At 56.7% G+C, this 13,937-nt stretch carries 14 protein-coding genes; 7 read left to right on the top strand and 7 right to left on the bottom strand.

Features of this window, described 5'->3' with window-relative positions; all coding sequences use genetic code 11:
* The first annotated feature begins 146 nt into the window (after nucleotides 1–146).
* The 5 genes from M2416_RS21300 (at nucleotide 147) to cysM (ending at nucleotide 4,994) form a co-directional block, all read left to right on the top strand.
* Nucleotides 147–1,163, top strand: a complete 1,017-nt coding sequence (locus M2416_RS21300) for a sulfate ABC transporter substrate-binding protein (RefSeq protein ID WP_041146658.1) — start codon at nucleotides 147–149, stop codon at nucleotides 1,161–1,163.
* Entirely contained in the window at nucleotides 1,163–1,996 is an 834-nt protein-coding gene (gene cysT, locus M2416_RS21295) for a sulfate/thiosulfate ABC transporter permease CysT (RefSeq protein ID WP_041146657.1), read from the top strand. The genes M2416_RS21300 and cysT overlap by 1 nt, the downstream gene beginning before the upstream one ends.
* Nucleotides 1,996–2,871 carry a sulfate/thiosulfate ABC transporter permease CysW gene (gene cysW, locus M2416_RS21290; RefSeq protein ID WP_041146656.1) on the top strand — a complete coding sequence of 292 codons (876 nt, stop codon included), beginning with the start codon at nucleotides 1,996–1,998 and terminating at the stop codon, nucleotides 2,869–2,871. The genes cysT and cysW overlap by 1 nt, the downstream gene beginning before the upstream one ends.
* Nucleotides 2,861–3,955, top strand: coding sequence for a sulfate/thiosulfate ABC transporter ATP-binding protein CysA (gene cysA, locus M2416_RS21285; protein ID WP_076947705.1), 1,095 nt, complete (start codon nucleotides 2,861–2,863; stop codon nucleotides 3,953–3,955). The genes cysW and cysA overlap by 11 nt, the downstream gene beginning before the upstream one ends.
* Before the next feature lie 127 nt (nucleotides 3,956–4,082).
* The gene (gene cysM, locus M2416_RS21280; RefSeq protein ID WP_259226562.1) at nucleotides 4,083–4,994 is read left to right on the top strand and encodes a cysteine synthase CysM; all 912 of its coding nucleotides are present in this window, start codon (nucleotides 4,083–4,085) and stop codon (nucleotides 4,992–4,994) included.
* Here the strand turns inward: cysM and M2416_RS21275 are convergent.
* Both M2416_RS21275 and ptsJ read right to left on the bottom strand, forming a co-directional pair.
* Complete coding sequence (locus M2416_RS21275; protein WP_123710298.1) at nucleotides 4,991–5,392, bottom strand: YybH family protein; 402 nt, start codon at nucleotides 5,390–5,392, stop codon at nucleotides 4,991–4,993. The two genes, cysM and M2416_RS21275, sit on opposite strands and share 4 nt — an antisense overlap.
* On the bottom strand, nucleotides 5,374–6,705 hold the full coding sequence (ptsJ, locus tag M2416_RS21270) for a MocR-like B6 salvage transcription factor PtsJ (protein ID WP_076947702.1): 1,332 nt from the start codon (nucleotides 6,703–6,705) through the stop codon (nucleotides 5,374–5,376). The genes M2416_RS21275 and ptsJ overlap by 19 nt, the downstream gene beginning before the upstream one ends.
* A gap of 82 nt (nucleotides 6,706–6,787) precedes the next feature.
* Here ptsJ and pdxK point away from each other — a divergent pair, with 82 nt between their 5' ends.
* Complete coding sequence (pdxK, locus tag M2416_RS21265; RefSeq protein ID WP_041146651.1) at nucleotides 6,788–7,651, top strand: pyridoxine/pyridoxal/pyridoxamine kinase; 864 nt, start codon at nucleotides 6,788–6,790, stop codon at nucleotides 7,649–7,651.
* A 67-nt stretch (nucleotides 7,652–7,718) separates the two neighbouring features.
* Here the strand turns inward: pdxK and crr are convergent, their stop codons facing one another.
* The 5 genes from crr to cysZ form a co-directional block, all read right to left on the bottom strand.
* Nucleotides 7,719–8,228: a PTS glucose transporter subunit IIA gene (crr, locus tag M2416_RS21260; protein ID WP_041146650.1), complete on the bottom strand. Its 510-nt coding sequence runs from the start codon at nucleotides 8,226–8,228 to the stop codon at nucleotides 7,719–7,721.
* A 42-nt stretch (nucleotides 8,229–8,270) separates the two neighbouring features.
* Nucleotides 8,271–9,998, bottom strand: coding sequence for a phosphoenolpyruvate-protein phosphotransferase PtsI (gene ptsI, locus M2416_RS21255; protein ID WP_041146649.1), 1,728 nt, complete (start codon nucleotides 9,996–9,998; stop codon nucleotides 8,271–8,273).
* Nucleotides 9,999–10,042: 44 nt separating this feature from the next.
* A complete protein-coding gene (gene ptsH / locus M2416_RS21250; protein WP_000487600.1) occupies nucleotides 10,043–10,300 on the bottom strand; it encodes a phosphocarrier protein Hpr in 258 nt (85 codons plus the stop codon).
* A 381-nt stretch (nucleotides 10,301–10,681) separates the two neighbouring features.
* Nucleotides 10,682–11,653: a cysteine synthase A gene (cysK, locus tag M2416_RS21245; protein ID WP_041146648.1), complete on the bottom strand. Its 972-nt coding sequence runs from the start codon at nucleotides 11,651–11,653 to the stop codon at nucleotides 10,682–10,684.
* Between the two features lie 222 nt (nucleotides 11,654–11,875).
* Entirely contained in the window at nucleotides 11,876–12,637 is a 762-nt protein-coding gene (gene cysZ / locus M2416_RS21240) for a sulfate transporter CysZ (RefSeq protein ID WP_076947701.1), read from the bottom strand.
* Between the two features lie 230 nt (nucleotides 12,638–12,867).
* Here cysZ and zipA point away from each other — a divergent pair, with 230 nt between their 5' ends.
* Nucleotides 12,868–13,872, top strand: a complete 1,005-nt coding sequence (zipA, locus tag M2416_RS21235; RefSeq protein ID WP_259226546.1) for a cell division protein ZipA — start codon at nucleotides 12,868–12,870, stop codon at nucleotides 13,870–13,872.
* Nucleotides 13,873–13,937: the final 65 nt, after the last annotated feature.

Raw genomic sequence — 13,937 nt, 5'->3', positions numbered from 1 at the left:
AACTCTGCCGCCGGCCGCGATTTTCAAACCCCTTATTCTCTTTTCTACTTCCAAATCGCCAAACGGTATATAAAACCGTTACTCCTTTGGTACTCGTTATAAATATTATGACCATATGAAAGTCATCAATCTTATAAGGGTGCGCAATGGCCGTTAAATCACTGAACAAAGGATACCTGGCGCTGGCTGCTTCTGTGCTGCTGGTTGCGCAGGCTCAGGCGACTGAATTGCTGAACAGTTCCTACGATGTTTCGCGCGAGCTGTTTGCCGCCCTTAACCCGCCGTTTGAACAGCAGTGGGCGAAAGATAACGCCGGCGATAAGCTGACGATTAAGCAGTCCCACGCCGGCTCGTCAAAGCAGGCGCTGGCGATCCTGCAGGGCTTAAAAGCCGACGTGGTGACCTATAACCAGGTGACCGACGTGCAGGTCCTGCATGACAAAGGCAACCTGATCCCGGCCGACTGGCAGAGCCGTCTGCCTAACAACAGCTCGCCGTTCTACTCCACGATGGGCTTCCTGGTACGCAAAGGGAACCCGAAAAATATCCATGACTGGAACGATCTCGTCCGTTCCGACGTGAAGCTTATCTTCCCGAACCCGAAAACGTCGGGCAACGCGCGCTACACCTATTTAGCCGCATGGGGCGCAGCGGATAAAGCCGACGGCGGCGATAAAGCCAAAACCGAGCAGTTCATGACCCAGTTCCTGAAAAATGTCGAAGTGTTTGATACCGGCGGCCGCGGCGCGACCACCACCTTCGCAGAGCGCGGGCTGGGCGATGTGCTGATTAGCTTCGAATCGGAAGTGAACAACATCCGCAAGCAGTATGAAGCGCAGGGGTTTGAGGTAGTGGTGCCGAAAACCAACGTTCTTGCCGAATTCCCGGTGGCGTGGGTGGATAAAAACGTCAAGGCCAACGGCACGGAGAAGGCGGCAAAAGCCTACCTGAACTGGCTCTACAGCCCGCAGGCGCAGACGATCATCACCGACTACTACTACCGCGTGAATAACCCGCAGGTGATGGAAACGCTGAAGGATAAATTCCCGCAGACCGAACTGTTCCGCGTTGAGGACAAGTTTGGATCCTGGCCGCAGGTCATGAAAACGCATTTTGCCAGCGGCGGTGAGCTGGACAAACTGTTGGCGGCGGGGCGTAAGTAATGTTTGCTGTTGCCTCTAAGCGCGTGCTGCCGGGCTTTACCCTGAGCCTCGGCACCAGCCTGCTGTTTGTCTGTTTAATTCTGCTGCTTCCTCTGAGCGCGCTGGTGATGCAGCTGGCGCAGATGAGCTGGGGACAGTACTGGGATGTTGTTACCAACCCGCAGGTGGTTGCCGCGTATAAGGTGACGCTGCTGTCGGCCTTTGTGGCCTCTATTTTTAACGGCGTGTTTGGCCTGCTGATGGCGTGGATCCTGACGCGCTATCGTTTTCCTGGCCGCACGCTGCTCGATGCGCTGATCGATCTGCCCTTTGCGCTGCCGACGGCGGTAGCGGGCCTGACCCTGGCGTCGCTGTTTTCGGTTAACGGCTTTTACGGCGAGTGGCTGGCGAAGTTTGATATCAAGGTCACCTATACCTGGCTGGGTATTGCGGTGGCGATGGCTTTTACCAGCATCCCGTTCGTGGTGCGTACCGTTCAGCCGGTGCTGGAAGAGCTGGGCCCTGAATACGAAGAGGCCGCGGAAACGCTGGGCGCCACGCGTCTGCAGAGCTTCCGTAAAGTCGTGCTTCCGGAGCTCTCTCCGGCGCTGCTGGCCGGCGTTGCCCTGTCATTTACCCGCAGCCTGGGTGAGTTCGGGGCGGTTATCTTTATCGCCGGAAATATCGCGTGGAAGACGGAAGTCACCTCGCTGATGATTTTTGTGCGTCTGCAGGAGTTTGACTACCCGGCGGCGAGCGCAATCGCCTCGGTGATCCTGGCCGCCTCGCTGCTGCTGCTGTATTCCATCAACACCCTGCAAAGTCGCTTTGGTCGACGTGTGGTAGGTCACTAATGGCGGAAGTTACTCAATTGAAGCGTTACGACACGCCCCGCATCAACTGGGGGAAATGGTTTCTGATTGGTACCGGGATGCTGGTTTCCGCCTTCATTCTTATCGTGCCGATGGTTTACATCTTCGTTCAGGCCTTTAGTAAAGGCCTGATGCCGGTCCTGCAAAACCTCGCCGACCCGGATATGCTGCACGCGATCTGGCTGACGGTGATGATTGCGCTGATTACGGTACCGGTGAACCTGGTATTCGGTACGCTGCTTGCCTGGCTGGTGACGCGCTTTACCTTCCCCGGCCGCCAGCTTCTGCTGACGCTGCTGGATATCCCTTTTGCCGTTTCGCCGGTAGTGGCGGGGCTGGTCTATCTGCTGTTTTACGGCTCTAACGGCCCACTTGGCGGCTGGCTGGATGAGCATAACCTGCAGATTATGTTTGCCTGGCCGGGCATGGTGCTGGCAACGATCTTCGTGACCTGTCCGTTTGTAGTGCGCGAGCTGGTGCCGGTGATGATGAGCCAGGGCAGCAACGAAGATGAGGCGGCGATTCTGCTCGGCGCATCGGGCTGGCAGATGTTCCGTCGGGTCACGCTGCCCAATATTCGCTGGGCGCTGCTGTACGGCGTGGTGCTGACCAACGCGCGCGCCATCGGCGAGTTCGGCGCGGTGTCGGTGGTCTCCGGGTCAATTCGCGGCGAGACGTTATCGCTGCCGCTGCAAATTGAGCTGCTGGAGCAGGATTACAATTCCGTGGGTTCATTTACCGCCGCAGCTCTGCTGACGTTAATGGCTATTTTGACCCTGTTTTTGAAAAGTTTTGTGCAATGGCGTTTGGCCAATCAGGAAAAACGTGCGCAGCTGGAGGGAAATCATGAGCATTGAGATTGCCAATATTAAGAAATCTTTTGGTCGCACCCAGGTGCTGAATGATATCTCGCTGGATATCCCTTCCGGACAGATGGTGGCGCTGCTGGGGCCTTCAGGCTCCGGGAAAACGACGCTGCTGCGCATCATTGCCGGCCTGGAGAATCAGTCCAGCGGCCATATTCGCTTTCACGGTACCGACGTGAGCCGCGTGCACGCCCGCGATCGTAAAGTGGGCTTTGTGTTCCAGCACTACGCGCTGTTCCGCCATATGACGGTATTCGACAATATCGCCTTTGGCCTGACGGTGCTGCCGCGCCGTGAACGGCCGAACGCCGCCGGGATCAAGGCTAAGGTGACGAAGCTGCTGGAAATGGTGCAGCTGGCGCACCTTGCCGATCGTTATCCGGCGCAGCTCTCCGGCGGTCAGAAACAGCGCGTGGCCCTTGCGCGCGCGCTGGCCGTTGAGCCGCAGATTCTGCTGCTTGATGAGCCCTTTGGCGCGCTGGATGCCCAGGTGCGTAAAGAGCTCCGCCGCTGGCTGCGTCAGCTGCATGAAGAGCTCAAGTTTACCAGCGTGTTTGTGACCCACGATCAGGAAGAGGCGATGGAAGTCGCCGATCGCGTGGTGGTCATGAGCCAGGGCAGCATCGAGCAGGCCGACGCCCCGGAACGGGTCTGGCGCGAACCTTCTACCCGATTCGTGCTGGAGTTTATGGGCGAAGTTAACCGCCTGAAGGGGACCATCCGCGGCGGCCAGTTCCACGTTGGCGCCCACCGCTGGCCGTTGGGCTATACCCCGGCGTATCAGGGGCCGGTCGATCTGTTCCTGCGTCCGTGGGAGGTCGATATCAGCCGCCGTACCAGCCTTGATTCACCGCTGCCGGTACAGGTGCTGGAAGCCAGCCCGAAAGGCCACTACACCCAATTAGTCGTGCAGCCGCTCGGGTGGTATGACGAGCCGCTGACCGTGGTCCTGCCCGGCAACGACGCGCCGTATCGCGGCGAACGTCTGTTTGTCGGCTTGCAAAACGCGCGCCTGTACAACGGCAAAGAGCGTATCGAGCCGCGCGAGGAGCTTGCTCTGGCAGAATCTGCCTGATAGCTTAACCCTCAGTTTATCGTCGTTCAGGCGACGGCAAGGATTAGGTAGCCCGGATGCAGCGCCATCCGGGGACGTTTGCAGGCCGGGTAAACTCAGACCCCGGCCTTTTTATTGGGTAAAAACCGTGAATACATTAGAACAAACCATCGGCAATACTCCTCTGGTTAAGTTGCAGCGCCTGGGGCCGGACAACGGCAGCGAAATCTGGGTCAAACTGGAAGGCAATAACCCGGCGGGTTCCGTTAAGGACCGCGCTGCGCTTTCGATGATCGTCGAGGCGGAAAAACGTGGCGAAATCGCCCCCGGCGACATGCTGATTGAAGCGACCAGCGGCAATACCGGCATCGCGCTGGCGATGATCGCGGCGCTGAAAGGCTATCAGATGAAGCTGCTGATGCCCGATAATATGAGCCAGGAGCGCCGCGCCGCCATGCGGGCATACGGCGCCGAGCTGATTCTGGTCACCAAAGAGCAGGGAATGGAAGGCGCGCGTGACCTCGCCGCCGAGATGGCGCAGCGTGGCGAAGGTAAGCTGCTGGATCAGTTCAATAATCCCGATAATCCCTACGCGCACTACACTACCACCGGGCCGGAAATTTGGCAGCAGACCGAGGGGCGCATCAGCCATTTTGTCTCCAGCATGGGGACGACCGGTACGATTACCGGCGTTTCACGCTTCCTGCGCGAACAGCATAAGCCGGTGAGCATTGTCGGCCTGCAGCCGGAGGAGGGGAGCAGCATCCCGGGCATCCGCCGCTGGCCGGCGGAGTATATGCCGGGCATTTTTAATGCCTCGCTGGTGGACGCGGTGCTGGATATTCATCAGCAGGATGCGGAAAACACCATGCGTATGCTGGCTATCCGGGAAGGCATTTTTTGCGGCGTAAGCTCCGGTGGTGCGGTGGCCGGCGCGCTGCGTATCGCCCGGGAAAATCCCGGGGCGGTGGTGGTGGCGATCGTCTGCGATCGCGGCGATCGCTATCTTTCTACCGGCGTATTTGGCGAAGAGCACTTTGCCCAGGGCGCGGGTATTTAAACCGGCGGCTGGTCCAGCAGGTCGGTGCCGTAGGAGTTATCAACGCTGCAGAGCCAGCGATCGTTCTGCAGCTGGAAAACGTAGGTCGCGCGGCGCGTGACCTGCGTTGAACCACCCTCCGCGGTGGGGATATCCAGCCGCGTTTCCATTATCACCAGCGCATTTCCCGCGCCTTCAATAATCTCCATTTTTCCCTGGGTGACGACCAGCCGATGCTGAAAATAGTCGGCAATCGCGACGAAAGCCTTGCGGATATTCTCTTTGCCCCTGACTACCATTCCCGGCTTAACGACCAGCACGGCGTCTTCCGCGTAGTAGGCCATTAAGGTGGCGTAGTCTTCCTGCGAGATAGCCCGGTCGCAGGCTTCGATGGCCGCTTTTAGCTGCGGGTTTGACATGATATTGACTCCGGTTTGTGTGGGGAAAGCGCGTGATGGAGATCCCCGGCCAGCCGGTCAATCTCATCGGGAGTGAGGGCGGCGAGCGAGAGCCGTAATCCATATGACGGCGCGCGAATGCCAAAGGGCTCGCCTTCGCGCACCAGCCAACCGGCGCGGGCCAGGCGCAGCGCAAGCGGCTGGCTCGGCGCCGACAGCGGAAGCCAAAAGTTCAGGCCATCGCCGGGGCCAGGGTTATCGATACCGCGGCGGGTAAGGGCGCTGGCCAGCCTTTCATTACGCTGGCGGTAGGCGCGGCGGGTTTGCGCCAGGGAGGCAGTAAACACGCTATCATTCAGACAGGCCAGCGCCAAATCCTGCAGCAGATGGCTGACCCACTGGCTACCGGAGTTGAGGCGCAGCCTCAGCGCCGCTGAGGTGGTGGGATCGCTGGCGACAACCGCCAGCCGCAAGTCGGGTCCCAGGGCCTTTGACATCGAGCGGATCAGCGCCCAGCGCCGGGTCTCCTCGGGCAGAGGAGAGTGCCACGGCGTGGATGAGAGCAGGGCAAAATGGTCGTCGAGAATGACCAGCACCTGCGGGTAGCGGGCCAGGATTTCGCGCATCGCCGCGGCCCGCGCCTCGCTCAGGCTGCAGCCGGTGGGATTGTGCGCGCGCGGGGTGATAATGACCGCGCGGGCGCCCTGGCGTAACGCCTCCTCCAGCGCGGCAGGCTGCATGCCTTCGCTATCGACCGGCACCGGACAGGCGTTAAAACCGGCATAGCGCAGCATGTTGATGCTGCTGAGAAAGCAGGGGTCTTCCACTACCACCCGATCGCCGGGCAGCAGCAGAGCGCACAGGAGCCGCTCCAGGGCGTCAATCGCGCCGCTGGTGAGGTTGATTTCGCTCTCAGCTGTCACGTCTTTTTGCACCCAGTCGTGCGCCCAGCGGGCCAGCTTCGGGTCAACGGCGGCGCTGCCGTACAGGCGCGGAGCCGGGCTGAGGCCAGGAAGATAGCGGGTGAGGTCGGGGAGACGCCGTGGGTCGGGGTTGCCGCCGGAAATATCGTTCAGCGCAGAGCCCTGGGCGCTGCCCTCGAGCACCATTGGCGCGCCGGGGGCTCTGATTGCCGTACCGTTGCGCCCCTGGCTTACGGCCAGTCCGGAGGTCACCAGGCGCTTATAGGCCGCAGCGACGGTATTGCGGTTAACGGCGAGTCTGGTAGCCAGCTCGCGAACCGGAGGCAGCATGTCGCCGGGTTGTAACGCTCCGCTCTGCACCAGATGACGGATGTTATCGAAGATATCATTGGCGGTTTTTCCGGCGAACATTATTGACCTATGACAAAATGAATTTTAGCATAAGACGAATAATAATCAGGGTATAACCCGCTGTCCAGCGGGAGGAGACGGGATGGGCCAGCAAGACGAAATACAATCGGTGCTCTTCAATGACAAAAGCCGGGCGCTGCAGGTCGATATCGTTGCCGTGCAGTCGCAGGTCGTTTACGGCAGCGTGGGCAACAGCATCGCGGTGCCGGCAATCGAACAGCACGGCCTGCGGGTCATGGCCGTGCCGACGGTGCTGTTCAGCAATACGCCGCACTACGATACCTACTACGGCGGGGTGATCCCTGAAGAGTGGTTCGTTGGCTATCTGCGCGCGCTGGAAGAGCGCGATGCGCTACGCGAGCTGCGGGCGGTTACCGCGGGCTATATGGGGAGCGCGGTGCAGATTGAGCGTCTGGCGCAGTGGCTGATGCGGATCCGCGATAGCCACCCTGAGCTGTGTATTCTGGTCGATCCGGTGATCGGCGACGTTGACAGCGGCATTTACGTTAAGGCAGAAATCCCGGAGGCCTATCGTCGCCACCTGCTGCCGCTGGCCCAGGGGATCACGCCTAACCTTTTTGAGCTGGAAACGCTCAGCGGTATGTCCTGCCGCAGCCAGCAGGAGGCGGTGAGCGCCGCGCGTAGCCTGCTGTCCGAAACGCTGAAATGGGTGGTTATCACCAGCGCGCCGGGCCTCGATAGCGCCACCATGAATGTGCTGGTAGTGACGGCAGAGTCGGTGGAGGTGGTTATCCATCCGCGGGTAGAAACGGATCTGAAGGGCACGGGCGACCTTTTCTGCGCTGAGCTGATCAGTGGTTTAGTGAGCGGACAGGCGTTAGGTGACGCGACGCGCGCAGCGGCGCAGCGGGTGCTGGCGGTGATGACCTGGACCGCAGAGCACGGTAGCGATGAGCTGATCCTACCAGCGTTGAGAAGAGGGTAACGGCCGGATCCGGCGATGCGGAGATAAAAAAATGGCGCCAGAAGGCGCCATTTTTCTGCGGCAAGAATTACTTCTTGATGCGAATAACCGGAGTTTCACCCACGGTCACGCTACCGGACAGTTTGATCAGCTCTTTGATCTCGTCCATGTTGGAGATAACAACCGGAGTCAGGGTAGACTTGGCTTTCTCTTCCAGCAGCGGCAGGTCAAATTCGATAACCGGGTCACCGATTTTCACGCGCTGGCCTTCTTCAGCAATACGCTTGAAGCCTTCGCCTTTCAGCTCAACGGTATCAATACCGAAGTGAACGAACAGCTCGATGCCGCTATCGGATTCGATAGAGAACGCATGGTTGGTTTCAAAGATTTTACCGATGGTGCCGTCTACCGGCGCAACCATTTTGTTGCCGGTAGGCTTGATGGCGATGCCATCACCCACAATTTTTTCTGCAAAAACCACATCCGGCACGTCTTCGATGTTAACGATCTCGCCAGAGAGCGGAGCAATAATCTCAATAGTTCCGGTGTCTTTTTTGTCATCAGAAACCAGAGATTTCAATTTATCGAACAAACCCATGATCTTCTCCTAAGCAGTAATTTGGGCCGCGCATCTTATGGATTAGCAGATTGTTTTTTCTTCAATGAACTTGTTAACCAGCGTCATTAACTCGTCCGTTGTCGGTTGAGCAAGAGCCTGCTCTGCTAATACTTTCGCATCTTCGAAGTTCGTGTTACGAATAATCTTCTTGATGCGCGGGATGGAAATGGCGCTCATAGAGAATTCGTCCAGCCCCATACCCAGCAACAGAAGTGTAGCACGTTCATCGCCCGCAAGCTCACCACACATGCCGGTCCATTTGCCTTCAGCGTGAGAAGCATCAATAACTTGCTTAATCAGCGTCAGGACGGATGGTGACATTGGCTGGTAAAGATGTGAAATCATATCATTACCACGGTCAACTGCCAGAGTATACTGCGTTAAATCATTGGTTCCGATACTAAAGAAATCAACTTCCTTCGCTAAGTGACGGGCAATCGTGGCAGCGGCCGGCGTTTCAACCATCACGCCAACTTCGATTGTTTCGTCAAATGCTTTACCTTCGTCACGCAGTTCCTGCTTATAGATTTCAATCTCTTTCTTCAGCGCACGCACTTCTTCAACAGAGATGATCATCGGGAACATGATGCGCAGCTTACCGAAAGCAGAGGCACGCAGGATGGCGCGAACCTGGTCACGCAGGATCTCTTTACGATCCATTGCGATACGCACGGCACGCCAGCCGAGGAACGGGTTCTCTTCTTTCGGGAAGTTCATGTACGGCAGCTCTTTATCGCCACCGATATCCATGGTGCGCACGATAACTGCCTGAGAGCCGCACGCTTCAGCTACCGCTTTGTAGGCGGCGAACTGTTCTTCTTCAGTCGGCAGCGCGTCGCGGTCCATGAACAGGAATTCGGTACGGTACAGGCCTACGCCTTCCGCGCCGTTACGTTCAGCACCGTCGATATCGCGAACGGTACCGATGTTGGCGCACACTTCAACCTGATGGCCGTCGAGCGTGATGGCCGGCAGATCTTTCAGCTTCGCCAGCTCGGCTTTCTCTTCAGCGACCTGAGCCTGCAGATCGCGCAGCTCTTCAATTTGTTCGTTGCTTGGGTTAACCAGCACCTGGTTGTTGACCGCGTCAAGCACCAGATAGTCGCCGTTTTTCACCTGCGTGGTTACGCTACCGGTGCCGACAATTGCCGGCAGCTCAAGGGAGCGCGCCATGATGGAGGTGTGGGAAGTACGGCCGCCCGCGTCGGTGATAAAGCCCAGCACCTTGTTCAGGTTCAGCTGTGCAGTTTCTGACGGGGTAAGATCGGCGGCAACCAGAATGACTTCATCCTGAATCGCGCTCAGATCGATGATTGCCAGGCCAAGGATGTTACGCAGCAGGCGCTTACCAATATCGCGTACGTCAGCCGCACGCTCTTTCAGGTATTCATCATCCAGCTCTTCCAGAGCGATAGCCTGGCCTTCGATAATTTCATTAGCTGCCGCGTCGGCAGTCATGTGCTTATCTTTAATCAGGGCTATGATTTCCTGCTCAAGCTCCTCATCTTCCAGCAGCATGATGTGCCCTTCGAAGATGGCTTCTTTTTCTTCACCGAAAGTTTCACCAGCTTTGGTTTTGATGACCTCCAGCTGGGCGGAGGCCTTGGTGCGGCCACTCAGGAAACGTTCAATTTCCTGCTCAACCTTATCGGCAGAAATTTTCTTCCGGTCGATGACAATTTCGTCTTCTTTCAGCAGGAGAGCCTTACCGAAAGCGATACCCGGGGATGCTAAAATGCCTGAAATCATAACCCTACCTTACTTGTGACTGATATTAAAAAGAACCCGTGAACTTATTCGAGTTCAGCCATCAGTTTTACCAGATGCTCAACTGCTTTCTGCTCATCTTCGCCTTCAGCGGAGATGGTGACTACGGTACCCTGAGTCAGACCCAGAGTTTGCAGTTTGAACAGGCTTTTGGCGCTGGCGCTTTTGCCGTTGGAGGTAACAGTGATCTCAGAAGTAAAGCCTTTAGCTTCTTTAACAAACTGAGCAGCAGGGCGGGTGTGCAGACCGTTCGGAGCGGTAATGGTAACTTCTTGCTGGAACATTATATTTCCCCAACTTATAGGTTTAGTGTTGTGGACCTAAAGTCTAGCCTAACGGCCAGGCTTTAGCCTGTATTGTTAGCGCCGGCGTTACGTGTCTGGCTAAGGTGTCGGCAGCGGTGAACCGCTGTGAGGACCATCTGGCCGTTGACGTCTGGCACGTCATTAAACATTATGCCGCGAAAGGAAGACTTGAACCAAATCATAAAATCGATTCAGCTTATGGAAATCCAATTCTGAATAATTTCGCGCATCAAAATAAATGTGCTGGTTAAATACCAGACCCTACGCGGTGAATCAATGCCAGGAGGGGTAAAACTTTGACGTATGCCACAAAAAAGCACCTAAAAAGGTGCTTTTTTACACGATACTTACAAGCTGGCATCACTGTTGCAGTTCTTTCTCGGTGAAGAGATCGGCAAACAGGGCTGTGCTTAAATAACGCTCACCAGAAGAAGGTAGGATAACCACTATATTCTTATTGGTAAAGGCCTCATCTTCCTGCAGCTTAAGCGCGGCGGCGACGGCAGCGCCGGAGGAGATACCGGCAAGGATACCCTCTTCATCCATCAGGCGACGGGCGGTCGAGATAGCCTCTTCGTTGGTGATGGCCACGACTTTATCGACCAGCTTCAGATCGAGGTTGCCGGGAATAAAGCCGGCGCCGATCCCCTGAATTTTGTGCGGGCCTGGCTTGAGCTCCTGGCCCGCCAGCGCCTGAGCGATCACCGGTGAATCGGTCGGCTCGACCGCAACGGTAATCAGATCTTTTTTGCCCTTGGTGCCTTTAATGTAGCGACTTACGCCGGTCAGCGTACCGCCGGTGCCGACGCCGGAGATAAAGACGTCAACCTGACCATCGGTATCTTCCCAGATTTCCGGGCCGGTGGTCTTTTCATGAATTTCCGGGTTTGCCGGGTTGCTGAACTGCTGCAGCAGCAGATATTTTTCCGGGTTGCTGGCAACGATTTCTTCGGCTTTTTGAATCGCCCCTTTCATGCCTTTCGCGCCTTCGGTCAGTACCAGGTTGGCACCCAGCGCTTTCAGCAGCTTACGGCGTTCGATGCTCATGGTTTCCGGCATGGTCAGCGTCAGCTTGTAGCCGCGGGCTGCGGCGACGTAGGCGAGGGCGATACCGGTGTTGCCGCTGGTCGGTTCTACCAGCTCAACGCCCGCTTTCAATACTCCGCGTTTTTCAGCATCCCAAATCATATTGGCACCGATACGGCATTTAACGCTAAAGCTCGGGTTGCGAGATTCAACCTTTGCCAGGATGCGTCCGTTACCGATTCGGTTCAGTCGGACTAGCGGCGTATGACCGATAGTCAGGGAGTTATCTTCAAAAATCTTACTCATGGCCCGTCCTTAACTGTATGAAATTTGGGAGTACGGCTTCAGCATACCCGCTTAAAGAATATGCGGAAGTAAGGATTTAGCATATCTATATTCGTAAGGGAAATAATGGCAAGCCAGAAGGAATAAGGCGCGGCATAAGCCGTCGCCCGGTAACGCTGAAAATGAGGGGCCGTGAAGTCGCGATTTTTGGCCCATCCATAGGCCTGGCTCATCCGTCAGGGCCTATTTCCACATCGCATGTTTATCGCGATAGCAGTCGACCCACATCGCCGTTGCGCCGCAAATGGCCACCGGCAGGATAACGAGGTTGAGGACCGGGATCATGGTGAACAGGCTGGTCAGCGCGCCAAACTGCATGTTGGTGACTTTGCGCGTACGCAGCGCCTCACGCATGGTCTTAAACGGTACCTTGTGGTTATCAAACGGGTAGTCGCAGTACTGAATGGCCAGCATCCACGCGCTGAACAGGAACCACAGCACCGGCGCCACGGTCTGGCCGATGCCTGGAATGAAGTACAGGATCAGCAGAATGATGGCGCGCGGCAGATACCAGGAAAACTTTTGCCACTCACGCTTCATGATGCGCGGAACATCTTTCATTATGCCGAATACGCCGACGTCGGGAGGCGTGGCGCCGGTTAGGCGCGCCTCCAGCTGCTCCGCCAGCAGGCCGCTAAACGGGGCGGCAATCCAGTTGGCAATGGTGGAGAAAAAGTAGCCGAAGACCAGCAGAATCGAGATGACCATGACCGGCCACAGCAAATAGTTGAGCCAGCTCAGCCATTCCGGCACGTGGCTCATCAGCGAGGGGATCCAGCTATCAAGGCGCGTAAACAGCCACCAGAAGGCGCCCCCCATCAGGATAATATTGACTAATAAAGGCAGAAATACGAAACGACGAATTCCCGGCAGCCCGATCAGTTTCCAGCCCTGCGAAAAATAGTAAACGCCGCTACGCGGGGAAGTGGTGGATGTTGAAACCATGGTCAGGCGATGCTCCTTTTTTGGCATTCAGGCTGAATGCCCGCTTATTTTATCGGGTTGCCAGACAATAACCAGTTAGGAAATGTTCGAAAAAGCAGCAAAAAGCACGATTTAGTTCATCTTTATGTAGTGAAAGCGGTAGACCCACTTGCACTCGGCGTAATCGACAAATACTCTTAGTAAGTAAATGTTTGCCGTGGTGGCAAGGTGTTAGAACAACAGAGAATATAATGATGCAGGATTTGCGTCTGATATTAATCATTGTTGGCGCGATCGCCATAATCGCTTTACTGGTACACGGTTTCTGGACCAGCCGTAAAGAACGTTCCTCGATGTTTCGCGATCGCCCACTAAAACGTATGAAGTCTCGCGATGACGAAGAGTCTGAAAGCGATGGCTTCGATGACGATGTTGAAGGCGTAGGTGAAGTTCGTGTTCATCGGGTTAATCACGCCCCAAATGGTCACAATGGGGAGCAAGAGGCACCTCGTCAGACGCCGCAACACCAGTATCAGCCGCCTTACGAACGTCAGGTGCAGCCGCCCGTGCGTGCGGAAGAACCCGTTCGCCAGCCGCAGCCTGCCAATCACCAGCCGCAGGCCCCGCAGCCGCAAACCAGCGCGCCCCAGCATCAGCCGGTAGCGCCGCAGCAGCCAGTGCAGCATCAGCCCGTGGCGCAGGCGCCTCAGCAGCCGGTAGCGCACAGCGCACCGCAGCCTGCTCCGGTCCAGCCAGCCGCCGCCGCACCGACTCAGCCAGCGCCTGAACCGGCGATTGCGGAACCCGCGCCGGCAGCCCCTCAGCCAAAAGAGCGTAAAGAGACGGTCATCGTGATGAACGTGTCTGCGCATCAGGGCTCGCAGATCAACGGTGAAGTGTTAATCAACAGCATCCAGCAGGCGGGCTTCAAATTTGGCGATATGAATATCTTCCATCGCCATCTCAGCCCGGACGGCAGCGGCCAGATCCTGTTCAGCCTCGCGAATATGGTGAAACCCGGTACCTTCAACCCGGACAGCATGGCGGATATGACGACGCCTGGGGTCACTATCTTTATGCAGGTGCCGTCCTTCGGCGACGAGCTGCAAAACTTTAAGCTGATGCTGCAGTCTGCACAGTACATCGCTGACGAAGTCGGTGGCGTGGTGTTGGACGATCAGCGTCGGATGATGACTCCGCAGAAAATGCGTGAATATCAAGACCGTATTCGTGAAGTGAAAGAGGCTAACGCCTGATTCACCGACCTGCGTTTCGTCTCCCAATCCTGAACCCCCGCCCGTCGGGGGTTTTTTATCATTGA

The sequence above is a fragment of the Klebsiella sp. BIGb0132 genome, assembly GCF_024810075.1.
Lineage (GTDB): Bacteria > Pseudomonadota > Gammaproteobacteria > Enterobacterales > Enterobacteriaceae > Klebsiella > Klebsiella terrigena.
This window is presented reverse-complemented; position numbering and strand designations above follow the sequence as displayed.

Excerpts from the sequence above, each read along its gene's own strand:
- M2416_RS21300 (WP_041146658.1), top strand. The coding sequence starts at position 147 with ATGGCCGTTAAATCACTGAACAAAGGATACCTGGCGCTGGCTGCTTCT.
- cysT (WP_041146657.1), top strand. The coding sequence starts at position 1,163 with ATGTTTGCTGTTGCCTCTAAGCGCGTGCTGCCGGGCTTTACCCTGAGC.
- cysW (WP_041146656.1), top strand. The coding sequence starts at position 1,996 with ATGGCGGAAGTTACTCAATTGAAGCGTTACGACACGCCCCGCATCAAC.
- cysA (WP_076947705.1), top strand. The coding sequence starts at position 2,861 with ATGAGCATTGAGATTGCCAATATTAAGAAATCTTTTGGTCGCACCCAG.
- M2416_RS21275 (WP_123710298.1), bottom strand. The coding sequence starts at position 5,392 with ATGTCAAACCCGCAGCTAAAAGCGGCCATCGAAGCCTGCGACCGGGCT.
- ptsJ (WP_076947702.1), bottom strand. The coding sequence starts at position 6,705 with ATGTTCGCCGGAAAAACCGCCAATGATATCTTCGATAACATCCGTCAT.
- pdxK (WP_041146651.1), top strand. The coding sequence starts at position 6,788 with ATGGGCCAGCAAGACGAAATACAATCGGTGCTCTTCAATGACAAAAGC.
- crr (WP_041146650.1), bottom strand. The coding sequence starts at position 8,228 with ATGGGTTTGTTCGATAAATTGAAATCTCTGGTTTCTGATGACAAAAAA.
- ptsI (WP_041146649.1), bottom strand. The coding sequence starts at position 9,998 with ATGATTTCAGGCATTTTAGCATCCCCGGGTATCGCTTTCGGTAAGGCT.
- ptsH (WP_000487600.1), bottom strand. The coding sequence starts at position 10,300 with ATGTTCCAGCAAGAAGTTACCATTACCGCTCCGAACGGTCTGCACACC.
- cysK (WP_041146648.1), bottom strand. The coding sequence starts at position 11,653 with ATGAGTAAGATTTTTGAAGATAACTCCCTGACTATCGGTCATACGCCG.
- cysZ (WP_076947701.1), bottom strand. The coding sequence starts at position 12,637 with ATGGTTTCAACATCCACCACTTCCCCGCGTAGCGGCGTTTACTATTTT.
- zipA (WP_259226546.1), top strand. The coding sequence starts at position 12,868 with ATGATGCAGGATTTGCGTCTGATATTAATCATTGTTGGCGCGATCGCC.